At 63.3% G+C, this 20,450-nt stretch carries 18 protein-coding genes and 1 pseudogene; 11 read left to right on the top strand and 8 right to left on the bottom strand.

Annotation, left to right across the window (positions count from 1 at the left end; translation table 11 throughout):
- Positions 1 to 656: 656 nt before the first annotated feature.
- On the bottom strand, positions 657 to 1,544 hold the full coding sequence (locus ACEQXV_RS09555; protein WP_370255434.1) for a LysR substrate-binding domain-containing protein: 888 nt from the start codon (positions 1,542 to 1,544) through the stop codon (positions 657 to 659).
- A gap of 134 nt (positions 1,545 to 1,678) precedes the next feature.
- Here ACEQXV_RS09555 and ACEQXV_RS09560 point away from each other — a divergent pair, with 134 nt between their 5' ends.
- The 9 genes from ACEQXV_RS09560 to ACEQXV_RS09600 all read left to right on the top strand — a co-directional run bounded on the left by ACEQXV_RS09560 (position 1,679) and on the right by ACEQXV_RS09600 (position 11,813).
- Entirely contained in the window at positions 1,679 to 3,712 is a 2,034-nt protein-coding gene (locus ACEQXV_RS09560) for an ABC transporter substrate-binding protein (RefSeq protein WP_370268935.1), read from the top strand.
- A gap of 68 nt (positions 3,713 to 3,780) precedes the next feature.
- The gene (locus ACEQXV_RS09565; RefSeq protein ID WP_370268937.1) at positions 3,781 to 4,788 is read left to right on the top strand and encodes an ABC transporter permease; all 1,008 of its coding nucleotides are present in this window, start codon (positions 3,781 to 3,783) and stop codon (positions 4,786 to 4,788) included.
- Positions 4,785 to 5,930: an ABC transporter permease gene (locus tag ACEQXV_RS09570; RefSeq protein WP_370255430.1), complete on the top strand. Its 1,146-nt coding sequence runs from the start codon at positions 4,785 to 4,787 to the stop codon at positions 5,928 to 5,930. The genes ACEQXV_RS09565 and ACEQXV_RS09570 overlap by 4 nt, the downstream gene beginning before the upstream one ends.
- Positions 5,930 to 6,922, top strand: coding sequence for an ABC transporter ATP-binding protein (locus ACEQXV_RS09575; RefSeq protein ID WP_370268938.1), 993 nt, complete (start codon positions 5,930 to 5,932; stop codon positions 6,920 to 6,922). Before ACEQXV_RS09570 ends, ACEQXV_RS09575 begins: the two co-directional genes overlap by 1 nt.
- The gene (locus ACEQXV_RS09580) at positions 6,919 to 7,953 is read left to right on the top strand and encodes an ABC transporter ATP-binding protein (protein WP_370255426.1); all 1,035 of its coding nucleotides are present in this window, start codon (positions 6,919 to 6,921) and stop codon (positions 7,951 to 7,953) included. The genes ACEQXV_RS09575 and ACEQXV_RS09580 overlap by 4 nt, the downstream gene beginning before the upstream one ends.
- Entirely contained in the window at positions 7,950 to 8,438 is a 489-nt protein-coding gene (locus tag ACEQXV_RS09585; RefSeq protein ID WP_370268939.1) for a GNAT family N-acetyltransferase, read from the top strand. The genes ACEQXV_RS09580 and ACEQXV_RS09585 overlap by 4 nt, the downstream gene beginning before the upstream one ends.
- Positions 8,435 to 9,559 (top strand): TIGR03364 family FAD-dependent oxidoreductase, encoded by a 1,125-nt coding sequence (locus ACEQXV_RS09590; protein ID WP_370255424.1) that lies wholly within the window; start codon positions 8,435 to 8,437, stop codon positions 9,557 to 9,559. The genes ACEQXV_RS09585 and ACEQXV_RS09590 overlap by 4 nt, the downstream gene beginning before the upstream one ends.
- The gene (gene phnX / locus ACEQXV_RS09595; protein WP_370255423.1) at positions 9,556 to 10,335 is read left to right on the top strand and encodes a phosphonoacetaldehyde hydrolase; all 780 of its coding nucleotides are present in this window, start codon (positions 9,556 to 9,558) and stop codon (positions 10,333 to 10,335) included. The genes ACEQXV_RS09590 and phnX overlap by 4 nt, the downstream gene beginning before the upstream one ends.
- An 11-nt stretch (positions 10,336 to 10,346) precedes the next feature.
- The gene (locus ACEQXV_RS09600; RefSeq protein ID WP_370255421.1) at positions 10,347 to 11,813 is read left to right on the top strand and encodes a sulfatase-like hydrolase/transferase; all 1,467 of its coding nucleotides are present in this window, start codon (positions 10,347 to 10,349) and stop codon (positions 11,811 to 11,813) included.
- A gap of 143 nt (positions 11,814 to 11,956) precedes the next feature.
- On the opposite strand, the pseudogene ACEQXV_RS09605 reads toward ACEQXV_RS09600, so the two are convergent.
- The 6 genes and pseudogenes from ACEQXV_RS09605 to ACEQXV_RS09630 form a co-directional block, all read right to left on the bottom strand.
- Positions 11,957 to 12,169, bottom strand: a pseudogene (locus tag ACEQXV_RS09605) (transposase); the annotation flags it as partial.
- A gap of 527 nt (positions 12,170 to 12,696) precedes the next feature.
- Entirely contained in the window at positions 12,697 to 13,548 is an 852-nt protein-coding gene (gene phnE, locus ACEQXV_RS09610) for a phosphonate ABC transporter, permease protein PhnE (RefSeq protein WP_370268940.1), read from the bottom strand.
- Positions 13,545 to 14,447 carry a phosphonate ABC transporter, permease protein PhnE gene (gene phnE, locus ACEQXV_RS09615; RefSeq protein WP_370255419.1) on the bottom strand — a complete coding sequence of 301 codons (903 nt, stop codon included), beginning with the start codon at positions 14,445 to 14,447 and terminating at the stop codon, positions 13,545 to 13,547. The genes phnE (ACEQXV_RS09610) and phnE (ACEQXV_RS09615) overlap by 4 nt, the downstream gene beginning before the upstream one ends.
- Positions 14,448 to 14,458: 11 nt before the next feature.
- The gene (phnC, locus tag ACEQXV_RS09620; RefSeq protein ID WP_370255417.1) at positions 14,459 to 15,271 is read right to left on the bottom strand and encodes a phosphonate ABC transporter ATP-binding protein; all 813 of its coding nucleotides are present in this window, start codon (positions 15,269 to 15,271) and stop codon (positions 14,459 to 14,461) included.
- A gap of 96 nt (positions 15,272 to 15,367) precedes the next feature.
- Complete coding sequence (phnD, locus tag ACEQXV_RS09625; RefSeq protein WP_370255416.1) at positions 15,368 to 16,288, bottom strand: phosphonate ABC transporter substrate-binding protein; 921 nt, start codon at positions 16,286 to 16,288, stop codon at positions 15,368 to 15,370.
- 209 nt (positions 16,289 to 16,497) lie between these two features.
- Entirely contained in the window at positions 16,498 to 17,115 is a 618-nt protein-coding gene (locus tag ACEQXV_RS09630; RefSeq protein ID WP_370255414.1) for a DapH/DapD/GlmU-related protein, read from the bottom strand.
- A gap of 161 nt (positions 17,116 to 17,276) precedes the next feature.
- Here ACEQXV_RS09630 and ACEQXV_RS09635 point away from each other — a divergent pair, with 161 nt between their 5' ends.
- Both ACEQXV_RS09635 and ACEQXV_RS09640 read left to right on the top strand, forming a co-directional pair.
- The gene (locus ACEQXV_RS09635; RefSeq protein WP_370255412.1) at positions 17,277 to 18,431 is read left to right on the top strand and encodes an alpha-D-ribose 1-methylphosphonate 5-triphosphate diphosphatase; all 1,155 of its coding nucleotides are present in this window, start codon (positions 17,277 to 17,279) and stop codon (positions 18,429 to 18,431) included.
- A 15-nt stretch (positions 18,432 to 18,446) separates the two neighbouring features.
- Positions 18,447 to 19,274, top strand: a complete 828-nt coding sequence (locus ACEQXV_RS09640) for a sugar phosphate isomerase/epimerase family protein (RefSeq protein WP_370268942.1) — start codon at positions 18,447 to 18,449, stop codon at positions 19,272 to 19,274.
- Between the two features lies 1 nt (position 19,275).
- Here the strand turns inward: ACEQXV_RS09640 and ACEQXV_RS09645 are convergent, their stop codons facing one another.
- Entirely contained in the window at positions 19,276 to 20,421 is a 1,146-nt protein-coding gene (locus ACEQXV_RS09645) for an alpha-D-ribose 1-methylphosphonate 5-triphosphate diphosphatase (RefSeq protein WP_370255409.1), read from the bottom strand.
- Positions 20,422 to 20,450: the final 29 nt, after the last annotated feature.

Genomic DNA, 20,450 nt, shown 5'->3' on the forward strand with positions numbered 1-20,450 from the left:
TACTGCGGTTTTAGGGGAACGCAATAGGCCGCAGGCGAACGGCTTGGCCGCCAGAATGAAATAAAATAACATTAAAACAATTGGCACACAGGCGCTAGCGAACGTGTCGGGAGTAATGTTATGGGGACTGTCTCTCCGCCATAATTTATTGTATTTCAAGGGCTTGACCTGATACGTGGCGACTGGCCACTAGATGGCCAATCAACTGGCGTGTCTACCACGGAACCTGCGCTCGTCTTTGTTTCTCCACTCGCACGGCTTGCGTGCAATCCAGGTCAGGCTGATTTGGCGCTCATTCGAACATACGCAGCTATCCCCACCCCTCGTTACGCCCCCCTCAGCCTCCCCGAGACCAAGCGGTCTTGTTCATGTTGGGCAGACGCACAAAGCGCGCGTGTACTCAACTTTTTGACAAACCGGTCAAACAGGACTGGCCCGGCGCCGCATCGCGATCTAACAGGAGCGGCCATTCATGCAGACCAAGTCAGTTTGAGCGAACATCGGGTGCCAGTTAGGGACCGGACCCACTCTTTGATGGATTTCCACGCCGATAGGGACTGCGTTAGCATTCACTATTAATCCAGTAGCTCCAAAACCACGCTGCGGAAAGCCGGCGGCAAGGTTGTGGTATGCCAAGCAGCGGAAACGGTCGTGCTCTACCGCCGGTTTATCGCCAAGAAACGACGGACGGGCCCGTAATGCAGAGCGCTGGCATGGCATACTAGGAAATCATCTCCGTGGATCTTGCCGTCTTCTACGCCGACTGTGCATAGGTCGGACGAGCTTGATGCCTCCTGATCGAGCACGGGGCCAAGCCCGAAGCCCCGACGCACCGCTTCGGTAACCGCTTCGCGGGTGGCAACCTCGAAGGCGACACGCGGGGTCAGCCCCTTGGCTTCGAAGGCCTCGATCAGAAGAGCGCGCGTGTAACTGCCCGGTTCGCGCAGCACGATCGGTTCGCGGGCCAGTTCTTCCAGCGAGAGCGAGGGCCGCCCGGCCAGCGGGTGCCCCGCAGGAACCATCGCGACGATGCTCTGGCGTGCGAAAACCTGGCAGTAATATGGCTGCTTCGGCCCCGGCAGGCCGGTCATGATGATATCGAGATCGTAGGAATCGAGCGCGGCGAACAGCTCTGTTGAATTGGCGGCGCGTAGTTCCAGCTGGATGTGAGGATCGGCTTTTCGAAATACTTCGGCGGCGTCGAGAGCGATCTGCGGCGCGGAGAAACCGAAGCGCAGCGGCGCGGCGCGGGATCGGGCAATGTCGCGCACCGCGTTCAGGGTCAGCGACAGTTCGCCGAGCCCTCGGCGCAGTGTACCGGCAATATCTCGGCCCTGGTCGCTGACCGCAAGTCGCCGCCCGCTTCGCCGGAAGAGCGAGACGCCCAGGTCCGTTTCCAGCCGCTTGATCTGGGTCGTCACCGCTGGCTGGCTGACCCCGAGGGCGCGGGCCGCCTCACCCACTCCGCCGCTGTCCACGACAGCCAGAAAGACACGCAGGCGGCGCAGGAGGGCATCATCGTCTGGTCGGGTCGGGGGCGTCATGACCCAATCCATAATTTCAATTTATGAAATCTGAGTAACGATAATGCCAGACACATTTGTTTTGCAGCCCGCCGCTATCCCGGTCTGCGGCGCATCCCGAATCGGCGCCGGATCAAGAGAAGCGAGCCGGACACATGAAATACCTCCTTTCCGTTAGCCTGATCGCCCTCGGCGGCGCAGCCTGGGCTGATTGCCCCGTGGCCACCGTGGCCGACATGATGGGCCTCGAACCTGGGGCCTATCCCCAGCAATATGACCTCAGCGATTTCGAAGCCCTGGCAGGCTGCGAAATGAGCTTCCAGGAAAACCCCGAGATCGCCGCGCTCAACGCGCGCATCCAGGGTAACCCGACTGAACTGCCGGGCGTGGAAGACCGCCTGCCCGCCGAACCGCTGGTGGTTCTGCCCTATGAAACCATCGGCCAGTATGGTGGCACGCTCGACGGCATGTCGAACGCGACCGAGGCGGGCACCTCCGACATGCTGTCGCTGCGCCACGTGAACCTCGTGCGCTTTGCGGATGACCTCGTGACCATCGTGCCCAACGTCGCCCGCGCTTACGAGTGGAACGAGGATTTCACCCAGCTGACCTTCCACCTGCGCCCCGGCCACCGCTGGTCGGACGGTGCGCCCTTCACCGCCCATGACATCGCCTTCTGGTACAACCACATGGTGATGGATCCCAACGTCGTGGAAAGCCCGCGGTCGCTGTGGATGGCCGATGGCGAGCCCTTCGAGGTCGAGGCCATGGACGACACCACCGTCGTCTTCCGCCTGCCGAGCCCGCTGCCCGGCCTTCTGGCCAGCTTCGCAGCCGACTTCGCACAGCCTTTCCAGCCGATGCACTTCCTTGGCCAGTTCCATCCCGCAATCGACGAGAACGCGGATGCCAATGCGCAGGCGCTCGGCTTCGAGAACGGCTATGCCGCGATTGCCCATTACTACGGCGGGTCCGACTGGAAGGACGTGCCCTCGCCGCTTCTGCGCGATCCGTCGACGGTCGAAAGCCTGCCCGCCGCAGTGCTGCCGACGCTGGAGGCCTTCATCACCGTGGAAGACACAACCGAGGGCCGTCACTACGTGGCCAACCCCTTCTTCCACATGGTCGACACCGCCGGCAACCAGCTGCCCTACATCTCGGAAATGGACGAGCGCTATGTCTCGGACAACGAGGTGCGCATCCTGCGCATGGTCAACGGCGAGATCGACTACAAGGCCCAGTCCGTGACCCTGCCCGACGCGCCGACGCTGCTGGACGGGGCAGAAGCCGGCAACTACACCATCGACCTGCGCCCGCAGATCGGCCTGCCCGTGTTCGGCTTCAACGTGACCGCCGAGGATGAGGACCGCCGCGCGATCTTCCTCAACCGCGATTTCCGCCTGGCGATGAGCCACGCGATCAACCGCGAGGAAATCAACTCGGTCGCCTTCTTCGACCTGGGCGAGCCGCGTGCCTACATGCATTTCGACCCGGTGCCGCCCTTCGCGACCGAAGACCAGGCAACCTATGCCACCGCCTTCGACCCCGAGATGGCGGCCGAGATGCTGGACGCCGTGGGTCTGGCCGACAGCGACGGCGATGGCGTGCGCGAGTTGAATGGCGAGCCCTTCACGCTGAACCTGCAGTTCTCGACCCAGGGCCTGTCCACTGCCGTGGCCGAACTGGTGGCACAGCACTGGACCGATGCCGGTATCCCGACGACGATCCGCGAAGTGACTTCGGACGAGTATCGCTCGGCCCAGGCCGCCAACGAGCTTGACGTCATCGTCTGGACCAAGGGCCAGCCGATCCCGATCGTTCTGGGCTCGGCCGAACAGCTGGTCCCGCCGTTCGGCGGCTTCTTCGACGCCCGCGTCGGCATGCTGTGGAGCCGCTACATCGAGACCAACGGCGCCGAAGGCATCGAGCCGCCGGCCTGGACCGGTGAACTGGCCGAGACCGTGGCCGCGTGGCAGCAGCTGCAGCCGGGCAGCGCGGAATCCAACGAACTGGGCCAGCAGATTATCCAGCAGATCCAGGACGGGTTCATGTTCATCGGCACCGTTCAGGCGCCGAACCCGGTCTACCACTCGAACGCGCTGCAGAACTTCATGGCGCCGCAGACCTGGAGCTACGAGTACTACCGCATGTACCCGTATCGCCCGCAGCAGTGGTGGCTGGACGAGTGATCGTCTGACCTGACCTTCGGGTGGTCCCCTGGCGGGGGCCGCCCATCCCCTGCCGGAGCCCCCAGAACATGGCCGCCTTCGCCCGTTTCCTTGCCATACGTTTCGCCGCTGCAATGGCAACGATGCTGCTGGTCAGCCTGATCGTCTTCACGCTGATGGAGCTGGTGCCGGGCAATTGCGCGGAGCGCTACATCGCCTACAAGGCCACGCAGGGCTACGTGGTGACCGATGCCGACATTCGCGCCGAGGAAATCCGCATGGGGCTGGACCGTCCCTACCTTGTGCGTTGGCTCGACTGGATTTCCGGTGTCTTCTTCCGCTTCGAACTTGGTGAAAGTTGCCTGTGGCGTGTCGATGTGGGCCAGTTGATCGGAGACAAGCTGCTGATCTCGCTGGCTTTGGCGGGCGGTGCGCTGATCCTGACCTATGCCGTCTCGATTCCCGTGGGCGTCGCTTCGGCCGCGCTTCGGGGCGGGTGGCTCGACGGGTCGCTCCGCGTTCTTTCCTACCTCGGGCTTGCCCTGCCCAATTTCCTGCTGGCGCTGGCCATCATGCTGGCCTCGACCGTCTGGTTCGGGGACACGATGACCGGGCTCTTTTCCGAGGAGTTCCGCGATGCACCCTGGTCGGTCGCGCGGGCGCTCGATTTTCTGTCCAACGCCTGGCTGCCCATCGTGATCCTGGGCTGGTCGGCGATGGCAATCCAGATCCAGACGGTGCGAGCGCTGATGTCCGATGAACAGGGCAAGCTTTATGTCACCGCCGCCCGCGCCCGGGGCCTGTCGGGCTGGCGCCTGCTGATGCGCTATCCGGCGCGCCATGCCCTGGGGCCGGTGGTCAATTCCGTGGGCTTCGACCTCAACCGCATCTTCAACGACCTGCCGATCGTGGCCGCCGTGCTGATCCTGACCGAGGCGGGATCGATGCTGCTGGAGGCGCTGGCGCGCTCGAACGATCAGCAGCTTGCGGGCGCGATCATCCTAAGCATGACCATTACCATCGTGGTGCTGAATTTCCTGACCGATGTCCTCCTGGCGATCATCGATCCACGGGTGCGAAAGGGGTTCATCAAATGAGCCTTTCCGCCTGCCTTTTCTCCCGTCGCACCGCCGCCGTCCCGTCGAAAGAGGCCTATTTCACCGCCTCGCAGGGACAGCTGATCTGGCAGCGCTTCAAGGCCAACCGCACCGCGCGGTTCGCGCTTTATGTTCTGCTGTTCTTCATCCTGTGCGGGATCTTTGCGCCCTTCCTGTCGCCCTACAACCCGACGGCCGAGGGACGGAACGCCGACTACACCAACGGCGCGCCGCAGATCCCGCAATTCTGCGACGACAACGGCTGCAGCTGGCGGCCCTTCATCCACGGGGTGGAACGCTATCGCGGCGTGGACACGAATTTCCGGTGGGTGACGCGCCAGACAGACGAGAGGAACTATGTCACGTTGCTGCCCGAAGGATCGGACTATCGCCTGCTCGGGCTCATCCCGATGAATCGCCACCTCTTCGGCGTCGAGGAGGGCTTCGTCCACCTCTTCGGCACCGACGCGCAGGGCAAGGACATCTTCAGCCGCACGCTGCATGCGATCGGGGTCAGCCTGGCCGTGGGTTCGGCCGGTGTGCTGATCTCTTTCGTGCTCGCGCTCATCATAGGCGGTGTGGCGGGCTATTTCGGGGGCTGGGTCGACACCGTTCTGCAGGCCCTGATGGACACGGTCAAGACAGTGCCCACCATCCCGCTCTTCATGGCCGTCGCCGCCTTCATCCCCGACAGCTGGACGGCCGAGGAACGCTTCTTCTTCATTTCGCTCGTGCTTGGCTTCCTGGGCTGGGGCACGCTGGCGCGTCGCATCCGCACCCATGTGCTGGCGGAACGCAGCGCCGACTATGTGCTGGCCGCGCAGATGGCGGGTGCGGGCCCCGGCCACGTCATCCGCCGCCACCTGCTGCCCAGTTTCACCAGCTACATCATCGTCGATCTGGTGATTTCCTTTCCCTACATGGTGCTGGCGGAAACCTCGCTCAGCTTCATCGGGCTGGGATTGAACGACCCGGTCAACTCGCTCGGCGTGATGTTGCGCAACGTGACGCGTGTCGACGTTCTGCTGAACTACCACTGGTATTTCATCCCGGTGCCCATCTTCGTCGCCATCGTGCTGGCCTTCGTCCTTGTGGGCGACGGGCTGCGAGACGCGGCCGATCCCTACGCGGAGAAGCGCTGATGTCCGGGCTGCTGAGCGTGCGCGATCTGACGCTGACCTTCACCACCGACGAAGGCCCGGTGACGGCCGTTGACTCGATCAGCTTCGACCTGGCGCCCGGCGAGGTGCTGGGGCTGGTGGGCGAAAGCGGGTCGGGCAAGTCGGTGACGGCCAAGGCGCTAATGCGGCTTAATGCCGGCAACGCACGCTATGGCGAGGGCAGCCGGATGCTGCTGAACGCAGACGGGCAGGAAATCGACATCCTGCGCCTGAAGGGCGCGAAAGAACTGCGCCAGGTACGCGGCGACAAGATCTCGATGATCTTCCAGGAACCGATGGCGAGCTTCGCGCCCGCGATCACCATTGGCCGGCAGATGGCTGAACAATTGATGCTGCACCGGGGACTCTCGCGTGCCGAGGCAAGAATGCTGTCGATCGAGATGCTGGATCGCGTCGGTATTTCAGAACCTGCCCGACGCTTCGACCAGTATGCCTTCGAGTTGTCGGGCGGTATGCGCCAGCGGGCGATGATCGCGATGGCCCTGTCCACCAAGCCCCGGCTTCTGATCGCGGACGAGCCCACCACCGCGCTCGACGTCACGATCCAGGCGCAGGTGATCGAGCTTATGAAGGAACTGGTGGGCGAATTCGGGATGGGCATCATCTTCATCACCCACGACCTCGGCGTGATCGCACAGACCGCCGACCGCGTGGCTGTGATGCATCTGGGCCGCATCGTCGAGGAAGGACCGGTGCGCGACGTCATCCGGCGGCCCGCCCATCCCTACACGCGCGGGCTGATCAACGCCCTGCCCCGGCTCGACGATCTTGACGCGGCCCTGACTCCGGTGCCGGGCGACATCCCCTCGCCGCTCGAACGGCCCGCGGGCTGTGTCTTTCACACCCGCTGCCCCGTGGCCGAGGACCGCTGCCGCGCGGAGGTGCCCCGGATGCGCGCCACGCGACCCGGACACCGCGCCGCCTGTCTCTTGATGGAAGGCGCCCCCGCATGACAGAAACCGCCATCCGCATCCGCGACCTTGAAGTGCACTACCCGCTCGGGCGGAGGATCTTCGGCAAGCCCGATGTGCTCAAGGCCGTGGCCGGGATCACGCTCGACATTCCGCGCGGGTCCTTCTTCGGTCTGGTAGGTGAAAGCGGGTCGGGCAAGACGACGCTCGGACGCGCGACGCTGGCCGCCGCACCGATATCGACCGGGTCGGTCGAGGTGATCGACAGCCAGGGCGAGACCTTCGACATGGCGAGGCTGGACCGCGACGCAGAGCGTCGCTTTCGCCGCCGCGCGCAGCTGATCTTCCAGGACCCCTACGCCGCGCTCAGCCCGCGCATGACGGTGCGCGACATCATCGCCGAGCCCCTGGAGGTCATGAAGCTTTGCAAGTCCCGCGACGAGGTGAACGACCGCGTGCGCGAGATCGCCGCGAAATGCCGCCTGAACGTGGAACACCTGCGCCGCTTCCCGCATGCCTTTTCGGGCGGTCAACGGCAGCGCATCTCGATCGCGCGGGCGCTGGTCACGAACCCCGACTACATCGTCGCCGATGAAAGCGTCGCGGCGCTCGATGTCTCGATCCAGGCCGATATCCTGAACCTTCTCAAGCAGTTGCAGCGTGATCTTGGACTGACCTTCATGTTCATCAGCCATGATCTTTCGGTCGTGGCCCACACCTGCGACCACGTCGCGGTGATGTATCTGGGCCGGATCGTGGAAACCGCCCCGCCGCGTCGGCTCTTCGCTGCCCCCCGCCACCCCTACACGCGGGCGCTGATCTCGGCCATTCCCTCGCTCGACCCTGATGACCGTGGCCGCGCCGAGCGGCTGGAGGGCGAGATTCCCAGCCCTGCCAACCCGCCTTCGGGCTGCACCTTCCACACCCGCTGCCCGATGGCGCGCGACCGCTGCAGGGCCGAGGTGCCGCAGTTACGCCAGATGGCCGACGGCCACCACAGCGCCTGCCATTTCGCAGAGGACCTGGCCGCGCCTGCCACGGTCGTTCCTACCAGCGAAAAGGTGCCCGGGTGATTCTGCGTCCCGCCCTGCCGGAGGAGGCCGAGCCGCTGGCCCGCCTGCTGGCCGCCGCCTTTCTCGAATACGTGCGCGGTCTGGGCCGCGAGGCGTCCGGCCCTTACGACTGGCTGCCGGAACGCATCGCGGCAGGCGAGGTTCATGTCGCGGCCGATCCCGGCGGCAGGGTGCTGGGAATGCTGGCCCTGACCTGGGACGCCGGGGAGCAGAACCTTGTCGTGGACCTTCTGGCCGTCGATCCAGCCTGCCAAGGCCAGGGCACGGGCCGCGCGATGCTGGCCCATGCCGAGACCCTCGCATGCGCCCGCGACGCCCGCGCCCTGCGCCTGCACACGGTCGCGCGGTATGAGCATCTTGTCCGGCTCTATACCGGGGCGGGCTATGCCGTGACCCATCTCGGACCCCGCCCCAAGGGCGAGGACGATGGCCATCCGAGAGCCTTCCTGATGAAACCCCTAAGAACGGAGATTGGCGCTGCATGAGTTTCGATATTGCCATCGTTGGGGCCGGAATCGTCGGCCTTGCCCATGCCCTGGCCGCAGCGCGCCGGGGCAAGCGCGTGGTTGTGATCGACCGCGATGCACAGGCTAACGGCGCCTCCGTCCGCAACTTCGGCTTCGTGACCGTGACCGGCCAGCAAGCCGGGCAATGCTGGTCGCGCGCCATGCGCAGCCGCGAGATCTGGGCCGACATCGCGCCGCGGGCCGGGATCGAGGTGGTGCAGCGTGGCCTGACCGTTCTGGCCGAGCGCCCCGAGGCCGTGGCGGTGCTGGAGGCGTTCCTTGCCACCGACATGGGCCGGGCCTGCCGCATGCTGACCCGCACCGAGGCCGCCGAGGGCCTGCCCCTCACCGACAGCGTGCAGGCCGCGCTATACAGCCCGCACGAGTTGCGCGTGGAAAGCCGCGACGCGATCGGGCAACTGGCCGCGTGGCTCGAGGCGCAGATGGGCGTTGCCTTCCTGTGGTCACGCAGGGTGACGGCCATCGACCTGCCCCGGATCGAGACCTCGCGCGGGGTGATCCATGCCGAGGCCGCCGTGATCTGCCCCGGCGACGATTTCAGCGGGCTTCACGCCGACCGGATCGCGGCAGAAGGTTTCACCCGCTGTCTTCTGCACATGATGCGCGTGGCCCCTGACCGGTCCGCCCCGCTGTCGAGCGCGGTGATGTCGGACCTCGGGCTGCAACGTTACCTTGGCTATGCCGAACTGCCCGAGGCCGGGGCGCTGAAGGCGCGGCTGGCAGATGAGAAGGCCGAGGCGCTGGCCGAGGGCATTCACCTGATCGCGGTGCAATCGGCGGACGGATCGCTGGTGGTGGGGGACAGCCACCGCTATGCCCCAACGCCCGTGCCCTTCGCGGATTCGCGCGTCGACGACCTGATCCTTGCGGAACTGGACGCCGTTCTGCACCTGCCGGGCCGCCGCGTCACCGAGCGCTGGACCGGCACCTATGCATCGGCGTCCGACAGGCTGGCCTGGACCGGTCACCTTTCGGATGCCGAAAAACTCGTTATCGTCACCTCGGGAACAGGCGCCTCGACCGCCTTCGCGATCGCCGAGGAAACCCTCGACAGCCTCTACGGGAGATCCCACACATGACCAGTTTCAAAGCCGTCATCTTCGATTGGGCCGGAACCATGATCGACTATGGTTCTTTCGCGCCGATGGGCGTCTTCGTAGAGGCCTTTCGCAGCTTCGGCATCGAGGCCACCATCGCCGAGGCACGTGCCCCGATGGGTGCTCCGAAGTGGGACCACATCAAGACGATGATCACCGCGCCTCGGCTGGCCGCCGAATGGGAACGCGTGCACGGCGCGGCCCCAAAGGCGGCCGATGTCGACAGGATCTACGAAGTCTTCGTGCCCATGAATGAAAAGGTGGTTGCCGATTACGCCACGCTGGTGCCCGGCGCGAAAGAGATGCTGGATGACCTCGCCGCGCGCGGGATCAAGGTAGGCTCTACCACCGGCTACACCCGCTCGATCATGGAGCGCGTTTTCCCGGTCGCCGCCGCGCAGGGTTACAGCCCGCTCAACTGCGTCTGCGCCGATGACCTGCCCGAAGGCCGCCCCGGCCCGCTTGGCATGTACAAGTGTTTCATCGACCTGCAGGTCTACCCGCCCGAGTCGGTGATCAAGGTCGACGACACCGTGCCCGGCATTGCAGAAGGCGTGGCAGCAGGCTGCGTGACGGTCGGTGTGACCCTGTCGGGCAACATCGCGGGCCGCACACCCGAAGAGATCGCCGCCCTGACCGAGGCCGAGCGCGACGCGATCCGTGCAGAGGCCGGGGCGATCCTGCGCGCGGCGGGGGCCGATCACGTCATCGACACGGTGGCCGACCTGCCCGACCTGCTCGACCGTCTCTCTGCCTGAAAGGCTGCACCATGACCCGCCGCCCGAACATCTTGCTGATCACCGCCGACCAATGGCGTGGCGATTGTCTTGGCGTAGCGGGCCATCCCGCTGTCAGGACGCCCAATCTCGACGCGCTTGCGCGGGAGTCGACGGTTTTTTGCAACCACCACGCTGCCTGTGCGCCCTGTTCGCCTGCGCGGGCCTCGCTCTATACCGGGCTTTACCAGATGAACCACCGGGTGACGCATAACGGCGCGCCGCTCGATACCCGGTTCGACAACATGGCGCTGGCCGCGCGCCGGGCGGGCTACCTGCCCACCCTGTTCGGCTACACGGATACCGCGCTGGACCCGCGCGGGCGCGATCCGCAGGACCCCGCGCTGCGCAGCTACGAGGAGGTTTTGCCCGGCTTCACCTGCCGCCAGCCCCTGCGCGAGGATGACCGGACCTGGATCACATGGCTTGGTCGGCGCGGGCATGACGCAGGGCTGCTGGCCGATCCGCACCGGGTCGAGCCCGCCGATGATGGCGGGGTGTCGCTTGCTCCGCCGGGCTATGGCGCCGATGAAACCCAGACCGCATTCCTGACCGAAGCCTTCCTCGACTGGCACGCAGAGCAGACGGGCGAAGCGTGGTTCGCGCATGTGTCCTTCTTGCGCCCGCATCCGCCCTTCGTGGTGCCTGAGCCTTATGCGTCCATGATTTCGCCCGACGACGTGCCCGCGCCGATACCGCTGGCCGAGCCGCCTCATCCGCTGGTGCAGATCATCCGCCAAATTGCCCCCGCCGCCGATTTCCAGCCTGGGCTGGAGGGCTGTATCGAAAGCCTGTCGGAGACGGATTTCCGCCGGATACGCGCGCTCTACTACGGCATGATCGCCGAGGTGGACGCCCAGATCGGCCACCTTTTCGACACGCTGCGGGCGCGTGGCGACTGGGAAGATACGATGGTGATCTTCACCTCGGACCACGGTGAGATGCTGGGCGATCACGGTCTGCTTGGCAAAGGTGGTTTCTACCGGGAAAGCCAGCACATCCCACTGATGATCCGGTTGCCGGGCGGCGTTGCAAACGAGGTTGCCGCGTACACTTCTGCCGTAGATGTCTTTCCGACGCTACTCGAGCTGTGGGGCTTGGAGGGACGGCATGCGCCGGATGGAGACTCGCTCTTACCCGCACTGACCGGAGCCGCGCCGGTCGGGCGTCCCTGGGCAATCTGGGAGTTCGATTTCCGTCACACGCTTGGCGCGGAGAGGCGCACAAGTCTTGGCCTCGATAGCCGTGCATGCCACCTTCTGGTGCTGCGAAACGAGGGGGCGCAATATGTTCACTCGCCGGCCTTTGGGCCGTTGCTCTTCGATCTGGGGGACGATCCAGCCTGCCTCACCTGCATCGCTCAGGATCATCCGGAGGCCCGGCTTGCACTGGCCGAAGAGCTATTGCATCGGGTCACGCAGTTGCGTGACGAAACCCTGGCGCCCCACGCGCAGACGTAAGTGAAGAAGAAAGCGCAACGAGGTAATGACCTGCTTCCCTTTTGTCTTCAGACTGGCGTGCCCCTAGCAGGTGGTCCGGTGTAATTTTTTTGCATTGTGGGCGCCTGATCCATTGGAACGATGAATTCCGGCGCGGGTGGGAGTTACCCCAACGCGCTGTGCGGCCTGACGGTGTTGTAGTGGATCCGCCATTGCTCGATCAGGATTTGGGCCTCTCTCAAACTGTAGAAGAACTCGTCATTGAACAACTCACCCCGGAACCGGGCATTGAAGCTTTCGCAGTATCCGTTTTCCCAGGGTGAACCTGGCTCGATGGACGCCGTTTTCGCATCAATGGCGGCGATCCAGTCCTGCACCTGGCAACTGTATCTGTCGGGTCGTATGCCCCTTGGTGGTCTTGACGTCCACTTACCGGAATGGAGTATGCCCAAATATCTTGACGGGTTGTGCCGGCATGTGGCCTCTTTTGCCAGGCAGAAGGGTGGATATACATATGGACAAACTGCTGTACATTGCTGAAACCAATGCTCGCGGCGAGGTCGAATGTGTTTGGATCAAGCCTCGCGGTCAGCGTACTGCGCGGAACTTCGAAGCAGGCACAGACCGCTTTGACCCGACGGTTCCTGCGGAGTTTCACGGTGCCAGTCCCTCCGCTATCGGGGCTTGGCTGAAATCTCGTCAATTGGGTCGCACGCACCCCAAAAGGTGATACGCCGTTTGGGGTGCTATGGAGCGGCAGGGTCTCTTGCACCCGTGCCATTGCAGCGCACTGATCGGTAGAACGTTGACGTGGCGCGAAGTCAAACCTGGCCCTTGGCACCGCCACAGACCCTGGCAAGGGCCGATGGCGGTGCCTGATCCTTAGAGGATCCGTGCAGACGTGTCAGTCCTTCGCCTCTGCACCGATAACCCACAGGCGCACACGCTTTGATAGCCAATCTATGAGGAAGATCAGGACAAGCACATTCAATACCACGAAGGCAACCTGATCATATAGGCTCGCGCGGAAACGCTCGATGATGATCATCCCGATACCGCCGGCACCGACGATTCCAAGGATGGTCGCCGATCTCGTGTTCGACTCCAGGAAGTAGAGCGACTGCGAGATGAAGACGGGCAGGACCTGCGGAATGTAGCCGTATCGGATCACGGCCAGAGGCCCCGCCCCGGTGGACTTGATACCTTCGACCTGCTTGCGATCGATGTTCTCAATCGCTTCCGAGTAGAGCTTTGACAATGTCCCTAGGTCGCTCACGAAGATTGCCAGCACCCCGGCCAGAGGCCCAAGCCCGACGGACCGAACGAAGACGAGGCCCCAGACAAGCTGATCCACGCCGCGCATCACATCCAGAATCCTTCGAATAACCTGGCGAACGACCCAGAAGGGCATCACGTTGCGGGCAGCCAGGAAGCCTACGACCAGCGCCCCGAGTGAGCCAAGGAACGTCCCCAGGAACGCCATGGCAAGGGTCTGGGCAATCCCGACATAGATATTGCCGTATAGCCAAGTCTCCATATCGTGCCAGACAACGAAGTTGCGTAGCAGGTCCCAAACCCTTTCGGACGCATCGAGGAAGCGCGCGATTTCAAAGAACCACAACGACCAGACGAGGTATATAAGCGCGATGATCCAGGGAGCCCATTTCTTGACGGACTTCCACGGTGTGCTGAAGGCGCCGGGGTGGGCCATGCGAATGGCGGAAACCTGCTCGGCGGACATTACGGCGGTGGTCATGCGAAATTCTCCCGTCCGATGAAACCGAGGCGCAGGCGCTCGGAGATGATGTCGATGATCGTCACCGTCAGAACCACGAGGATCAGAACTGCCAGCACCCGGTCATCCGAGTAGAACGAGATCACCCTGTTCAGCTCCTGCCCGATACCGCCAGCCCCTACGAAGCCGATGATCGAGGAGGCGCGCACGTTGATTTCGAAACGCAGCAGCGCGTAGCTGGTGAAGTTGGGTGTCACTTGCGGCACGACGCCATAGAGCATCTGTTGGACCCAGGTGCCACCGACGGACGCGATCCCTTCCACGGGACGGGACGACGCGTTTTCATTTACCTCTGCGAAGAGCTTGCCAAGAGCGCCGGTCGTATGGATCGCGATGGCGATGACCCCGGCCAGGGGGCCGATTCCGATCATGAAGACGAAGACCAGCGCCAGCAGGATCTCGGGGATGCCACGGCAGACTTCCATGAAGCGGCGGGCGATCCAGTGCAGCCAACGCGTCGGAGCAAAGTTGTGCGCCGCAGGAAAGCTTAGGATGAATGCCCCGATGGTCCCAAGTAGCGTCGCGGTGATCGCCATCAGAATGGTTTCACCGATCAGTTGAAGATACGTCCAGAAATCAGCGTACCAATAGGCCAGCGAACCCGGTGTCGCCCGGCCCGCCGCGTTGCGGCCCTCAAAGAGCACATCCCATTGAAGGCTTGGCAGAATGGTCTGGAAGTACTCGAAGATGCGCGGCACACCGTTAACGAGGCGCTCTGGTGTGAAGCGGCTGATCCAGATGGACAAAGCCAGGCAGCCGACAAAGACGGTCAGCGCCAGGATGCTCATCGCGCGCTTGGAAGCCAGCAACTCAGCTCGGTGGCGTTCGAAGGTGCTGACGGCGTCGGTGGGAGTATTCATGGGCTCGATCCTCAGGCCAGTTCACGGACCGGGCTCATGGCGCCGGTCGTCAAAGAGGTCGAGGTCGCGGCTTCGTTGAACGCCTCATCAGCTTCCGCGCCGTAAATTTCCCGGGCCATGCCGACGGTCAGTTGCGCCGGTGTCCCGTCAAAGACGATGCGCCCATTCTGCATCCCGATGATCCGGTCACAATATTGGCGCGCGGTGTCCAGCGTGTGAAGGTTGCAGATCACCGTGATCCCATCTTCACGGTTAATCGCGCGCAGGCTGTCCATCACGATCTTGGCATTGAGCGGGTCGAGCGAGGCAATCGGCTCATCCGCCAACAGAATACGCGGAGTCTGCGCCAGGGCCCGGGCGATCGCGACGCGCTGTTGTTGGCCGCCGGACAGGGTTTCGGCCCGTTGAAGCGCGGTATGCGCCATTCCCAATCGGTCCAGGGCCTGGATTGCCATTGCCCGTTCCTCGGCGGTGAAAACCTGCGCCATCGCGCGCAGTGACGGCATGTCGAACAGCCGGCCGGTCATCACGTTGGTCAGAACGTCCAGCCGCCCGACCAGGTTGAACTGCTGAAAGATCATGGCACAGTTCGAGCGCCATTCGCGCAATTCTCGACCCTTGAGCCGGGCGATATCAGTGTCGCCGAACAGGATCTGCCCTTCGGACGGGTCAATCAGGCGGTTCAGGAGGCGCAGCAGGGTCGATTTGCCCGCCCCGGAGCGGCCGATGATCCCGACCATCTGTCCATCTGGGATTTCGAGATTGGCGTTGGACACGGCAACGGTGTCCTTGAAACGGCGGGTGAGTTTGTCGAGCTTGAGCATGTTGTCGGCCCCGAGATCAGGTCGGACCTCAAAGGCCCGCGAAAAAGGAAAGCCGAGGAGCCGGCGATCCCGGCTCCTCGGCGGCATGCATAGGCGTCAGCGCTGGCTCATCAGCTCGCGGCGCATGTTGATGATCGGCTCGTAGAACTCGTGGTTGATCGGCCAATAACCCATCGACTCGCCGTCGTTGATGGCGTCGAAGCAATCCCGGTCGACGACCTGAAGCTGCATCATGGCTCCCATCACGAGGTCGATCAGCTCCTGCGGAAGGTCGGCGCGGATCACGCGGGGCCCGTTGGTGATCAGGTTCGACTGCCAGATGATCTGGATCTCATCCATGTCCAGCATGCCGCGATCCACCATGGAGCGGAGGTTCCCCTGGCTGTAGCCTTCATCGTAGTTACCCACGCCCGAGGTCCAGGTCACGCCACCGTCGTACTGGCCCTGAAGCACGGCGACCACGGCCTGCTCGTGACCGCCACCAAAGCCGGTCTGCGAGAAGTAGGTGTCCATGTTCAGGCCTTCCTCGTTGGCCAGTTCGTAGTTGGGAACGAGGTAGCCAGAGGTGGAGTTGGGGTCGGCGAATGCCAGGCTGTGACCTTCCATCTCCTCCAGCGAGGTAATGCCGCTGTCGGCACGGGTGTACATGACCGAGTAATAACCGAGAGACCCGTCAACCTGCATCACAGTGTAGAGCGGGATCACGGCCTCGGGGTCCTGCAGGTAGAGACCGGCGTAGCCCGAAGAGCCCAGGCCTGCGAATTCAAGCTGACCGGCCAGGAGACCCTGAAGCACGCCAGCGTAGTCGGAAGCCGGGTAGAGTTCGACATCAACACCAAGGTGCTCTTCCAGGTAAGCTTCCTGGCAGGCGTGATCGCGCAGGCGGTCGGCTTCGTTTTCGCCGCCGAGCAGGCCGATGCGGAAGACCGGAACTTCGTCACGCCAGTCGGCAAACGCGGCGGTGGAGGAAAGTGCGGTCGCACCCATGATGAGGGCAGCCAGAGATTTCTTGAACATGGTAATCGTCCCGTCCTGAGATCATTTGCGTCATCAGGGGGCCGCTCGCCTCATGCGATCGGTCCGTCCCCGAACACGTCGACCGCATAGGCGTCCAATGTGAAGTCTTCGCGAAATCCGTATGAAGCCTTTGTTACGCTTGAAATTTGTTTAAAAACCAAGGGTGAGTAGAAACTGTTTTCCTGAATAGATTTTCGGGCATGCCCACGCTAAGCGTCCGAATATTTGTCTATAAATGCATCCACCGACAGCGACCGAAAATCGTCCAATGCCGCGCCGAATCGAGCATGATTCCAATCCCACCAGGCGATCTTTTGCAGCGCCGCGGCCTGGTCTTCGGTAAACCTGCGGCGAATCTCGCGCGCCGGCACGCCACCGACAATCGTGTAAGGCGCGACATCCTTCGTGACCACCGCGCCAGCACCGATAACCGCCCCATCCCCGATCGTGACACCTGCCGTGATCGTGACGCCATGGCCGATCCACACGTCGTGGCCGATCGTCACCCAATGGTCCCGGCGCCAGCCGAAGAACTCTTCTTCGTCTTCCCCGAAGCCATAGGCTGCCGCGCGATAGAGCGCGTGATGCTGGCAGGCCCGCCATGTTGGATGGTTGCCCGGGTTGATCCGGGCCCCGTTAGCGATATTCGTGAACTTGCCGATCGTGGTCCAGATCACGTGACCCCACTCGCAGATGTAAGAATAGTCGCCCATTTCGCTGGCGCTTATCTGGGTGCCACGACCAACCTCTGTCCACATCCCGAGTTTCACGTCCGGTGCAACCTGTGCCTCGGGATGGATGGTGGGCGCTTCGCTGAGGCGTTTCATGTCTGGGCTCCGCTATCGAAGAAACATGCCGGCAGCTAATCGGCCCAGTCCCTCTCAGGGAAGGCCTATTGGGCCCGGATCATTCAAACTTCATCGAGATGACATGAAACCGTTACGCGGCAGGGTGTTTTGGGACCTGATCCCAGAGCAGGAGTGCTGACATGTTCGATTCATTCCAGCCCGGACCTACGACCCTGTCCGGCGCCACGATCATCACGCCAGAGGGCCCGATCGAGGCAGCGCTCCGCCTGGAGAACGGCTGTATAGCTGGTCTGGCCTCGTCCCGCGGTGAAGGGCTGGACCTGACAGGCCACTACCTCGTTCCGGGCGTTGTCGACCTTCACACTGACCATGTCGAGGCCCATATCTACCCACGCAATACGGTCCAGTGGCCGTTTCTGCCTGCGCTGATGGCCCATGATGCCGTCGTAATCGCTGGCGGCACCACCACCGTTTTCGACAGTCTTTCGGTCGGTGCATCCATGAAGAGGCCGGAACGACGGGAAATTCTCGAACCGCTCGTCGCATCGCTCGAACACGGCGTTGAAAACGGCATGTTCCGTGCCGATCACCTGCTGCACTTGCGTTGCGAAATCTCTGATCCGGCGACGATCGGGCTTGTCGATGCCACCATCTCACACCCATTGACCCGGCTTGTTTCGGTCATGGATCACACGCCCGGAGACCGCCAGAGCGTCGATATCGACAAGTGGTTCAACCACATGATCCACGAGATGGAGATCGACGAGACCGAGGGGCGGGAACGGATGCAGGAGCTGTTTGATCGCTCGGCCCGTGTCGGCGCCGAGGTGCGCGCGCATGTGGTCGCTGCGGCGCATGCCAAGCGCGTCCCACTGATGAGCCACGATGACCGCACCGAGGCCCATGCCGACCAGGCCAGGTCCGAGGGTGTCGCAATATCGGAATTCCCGACCACCCTTGACGCGGCGCGACGGTCTCGCACCCATGGACAGGCCATAGTCGCGGGCGCTCCGAATTTCCTGCGCGGCGGCTCTCAATCCGGAAATGTTGCGGTAAGGGCGCTTCTGGAAGAGGGGCTCGTCGACATCCTGGCGTCTGACTACATCCCGCGCAGCCCTTTGGAGGCCGCCTTTGCGATCGCTGCCGACAACAGCCTGCCCTACCGGCTTCAGGACAGTATCGCCATGGTCAGCGATCGCCCCGCGCGCGCCACGGGCCTGACTGATCGGGGTCGGATCGAAGAAGGTTTGCGGGCAGATGTCGTCGCCGTTCGGCTGGTTCGGCGTCAACCGGTTGTCAGTGCCGTCTGGCGTGCCGGCAAACAGGTTTTCTAAGGGGACCCCGAACCCATGCTCAGGATCGGCGCCGCCCTTACTCTTGCAGACCTTCCCCTCTACCGCGACTGGCTGATCGCTGGTCAGCGCGACCTGGAGATACAGGATTTCATTCGAACCGACCTTCTCCTGGGGGACTGGCGGTCCCATGTTCAGGCGATCCGGGCTGAGCTTGACGGCTACGAGGGCCGATTGGGCCTTCACGGACCCTTCATCGGCGTCCCGATCGACAACAACGATCCCGAAATCGCCCCGATCATCACGCGCCGCTTCCTAACTGCCCTGGACATCTGTGCGGAAATGCGCGCGGTCCAGATGGTGATCCATTCGCCCTACTCCACCTGGGACTACCACAATCTCGGCAATGACGCTGCCACGGCGCCAGGGAAATCGGCACGGGAGCTCAAGATTGCAGCCGTGCACGAGGTCATGGCCTCCGTCGTCCGCAAGGCAGAGGACCTAGGCGTCACCTTGGTCCTGGAAAACATCGAGGATATCGACCCGCGTGACCGGCTTCTCCTTGCGCAAAGCTTCAGCAGTGAAAACGTGAAGCTCTCCATCGACACCGGACACGCCCACTACGCCCATGGTGCGACCGGGGCGCCACCGGTGGATTACTTCGTGACCGCTGCCGGGGCCGATCTGGCGCATGTCCATATCCAGGATGCCGATGGATATGCGGATCGTCATTGGGCCCCGGGACGCGGAAGCATCAACTGGCACGCGGTCTGCGCGGCGATCGCGGCCTTGCCGGTGCAACCGCACCTGGTGCTGGAGTTGCGCCACGCGGCAGATATCCCGGCCGCGATGGCATTCTTTGCTCGAGAAGGCCTGGCCGGATAACTCAGGCCACTCTGACCCCATGAGACCACACTCCACGCAGCAAAGGCACGTCACCAGCCAGACCGAAACGGATCACGTCAGCTCGCAACCCCGGCGCGAGGCTGCCCCTGTCAAGCAGGCCTGCTGCCCTCGCAGGACTACGCGTGACCGTGGCAATCGCGTCGGGCATCGACGCCCACAGGACACCAAGCTTCACCGCGGCATAGAGCAAGGCAGAGGGGACGTAATCCGAGGACAGGATGTCGAGCAGCCCCATTTCGGCGAGGTCTCCGGCAGCGACATTTCCCGAATGCGATCCTCCCCGCACGAGGTTCGGTGCCCCCATCATGACCGCGATGCCTTCGGCCCGGCAGGCCATTGCCGCTTCGACAGTGGTCGGGAACTCGGCCAACGCAACGCCAAACCCGGCAGAACGCGTGACATGCTCGACCGTCGTATCATCATGGCTGGCCAGCGCGGCTCCAAATCGCTGTGCCGCGTTCACCGCGGCCGCTTCATGCGCCTCACGAACACGCGCGCCCAGGGCTACACGGGTTGCAACATGCTCCTCGAAGACCTCCGCCGACAGCCCGTGCTTGCCGCGCATGTAGGTTTCATACTGGCTCAGGTCGGCAAACTGGCGTTGTCCGGGCGTGTGATCCATCAGGCTGAGAATACCCACGCGATCTTCGGCGCCGAAGCCCTCCAGCTCTTCGATGAGGGTGTCGGAACAGATTTCGGCCCTGAGATGCAGGTGATGGCTGATCTTCAATGCTCCCGATGCGCGCATCGCCAACACCTCGTCGGCCAGTCCACGCGCGTAACGGCGCCACCCAACCCCGCCCTTGCCCTCGATCGACCCCACGCGGATAGCGTCGAATACCGTCGTGATCCCGGTCGCGGCGAGCTCCGCGTCATGGGCGACGATGGCAGCCGCATGAGGCCAATCGGCACTCGGTCGCGGTCGGATATGGCGCTCGAGGTTGTCGGTATGCAGTTCGATCAGCCCCGGGGCGACATAGTCTCCGCAACAGTCGATCGCGCCAGCGGGGACAGAGCTTCCCTCGGCGATATCGTCAATCTCGCCCCGTTTGATCCGCAGGCAACCCGTGACCTCTCCTTCAGGAAGGATCAGCCGGGCATTGGCAAGGATCGTTTCGTCAATCATCTGAAAATGACCTCTTCGAGGTTGGAAAG

Origin of the sequence: Nioella sp. (assembly GCF_964229645.1) — a bacterium.
Taxonomy (GTDB): Bacteria; Pseudomonadota; Alphaproteobacteria; order Rhodobacterales; family Rhodobacteraceae; genus Nioella.

Coding starts and splice junctions, on each gene's coding strand:
- ACEQXV_RS09555 (WP_370255434.1), bottom strand. CDS start 1,544: ATGACGCCCCCGACCCGACCAGACGATGATGCCCTCCTGCGCCGCCTG.
- ACEQXV_RS09560 (WP_370268935.1), top strand. CDS start 1,679: ATGAAATACCTCCTTTCCGTTAGCCTGATCGCCCTCGGCGGCGCAGCC.
- ACEQXV_RS09565 (WP_370268937.1), top strand. CDS start 3,781: ATGGCCGCCTTCGCCCGTTTCCTTGCCATACGTTTCGCCGCTGCAATG.
- ACEQXV_RS09570 (WP_370255430.1), top strand. CDS start 4,785: ATGAGCCTTTCCGCCTGCCTTTTCTCCCGTCGCACCGCCGCCGTCCCG.
- ACEQXV_RS09575 (WP_370268938.1), top strand. CDS start 5,930: ATGTCCGGGCTGCTGAGCGTGCGCGATCTGACGCTGACCTTCACCACC.
- ACEQXV_RS09580 (WP_370255426.1), top strand. CDS start 6,919: ATGACAGAAACCGCCATCCGCATCCGCGACCTTGAAGTGCACTACCCG.
- ACEQXV_RS09590 (WP_370255424.1), top strand. CDS start 8,435: ATGAGTTTCGATATTGCCATCGTTGGGGCCGGAATCGTCGGCCTTGCC.
- phnX (WP_370255423.1), top strand. CDS start 9,556: ATGACCAGTTTCAAAGCCGTCATCTTCGATTGGGCCGGAACCATGATC.
- ACEQXV_RS09600 (WP_370255421.1), top strand. CDS start 10,347: ATGACCCGCCGCCCGAACATCTTGCTGATCACCGCCGACCAATGGCGT.
- phnE (WP_370268940.1), bottom strand. CDS start 13,548: ATGACCACCGCCGTAATGTCCGCCGAGCAGGTTTCCGCCATTCGCATG.
- phnE (WP_370255419.1), bottom strand. CDS start 14,447: ATGAATACTCCCACCGACGCCGTCAGCACCTTCGAACGCCACCGAGCT.
- phnC (WP_370255417.1), bottom strand. CDS start 15,271: ATGCTCAAGCTCGACAAACTCACCCGCCGTTTCAAGGACACCGTTGCC.
- phnD (WP_370255416.1), bottom strand. CDS start 16,288: ATGTTCAAGAAATCTCTGGCTGCCCTCATCATGGGTGCGACCGCACTT.
- ACEQXV_RS09630 (WP_370255414.1), bottom strand. CDS start 17,115: ATGAAACGCCTCAGCGAAGCGCCCACCATCCATCCCGAGGCACAGGTT.
- ACEQXV_RS09635 (WP_370255412.1), top strand. CDS start 17,277: ATGTTCGATTCATTCCAGCCCGGACCTACGACCCTGTCCGGCGCCACG.
- ACEQXV_RS09640 (WP_370268942.1), top strand. CDS start 18,447: ATGCTCAGGATCGGCGCCGCCCTTACTCTTGCAGACCTTCCCCTCTAC.
- ACEQXV_RS09645 (WP_370255409.1), bottom strand. CDS start 20,421: ATGATTGACGAAACGATCCTTGCCAATGCCCGGCTGATCCTTCCTGAA.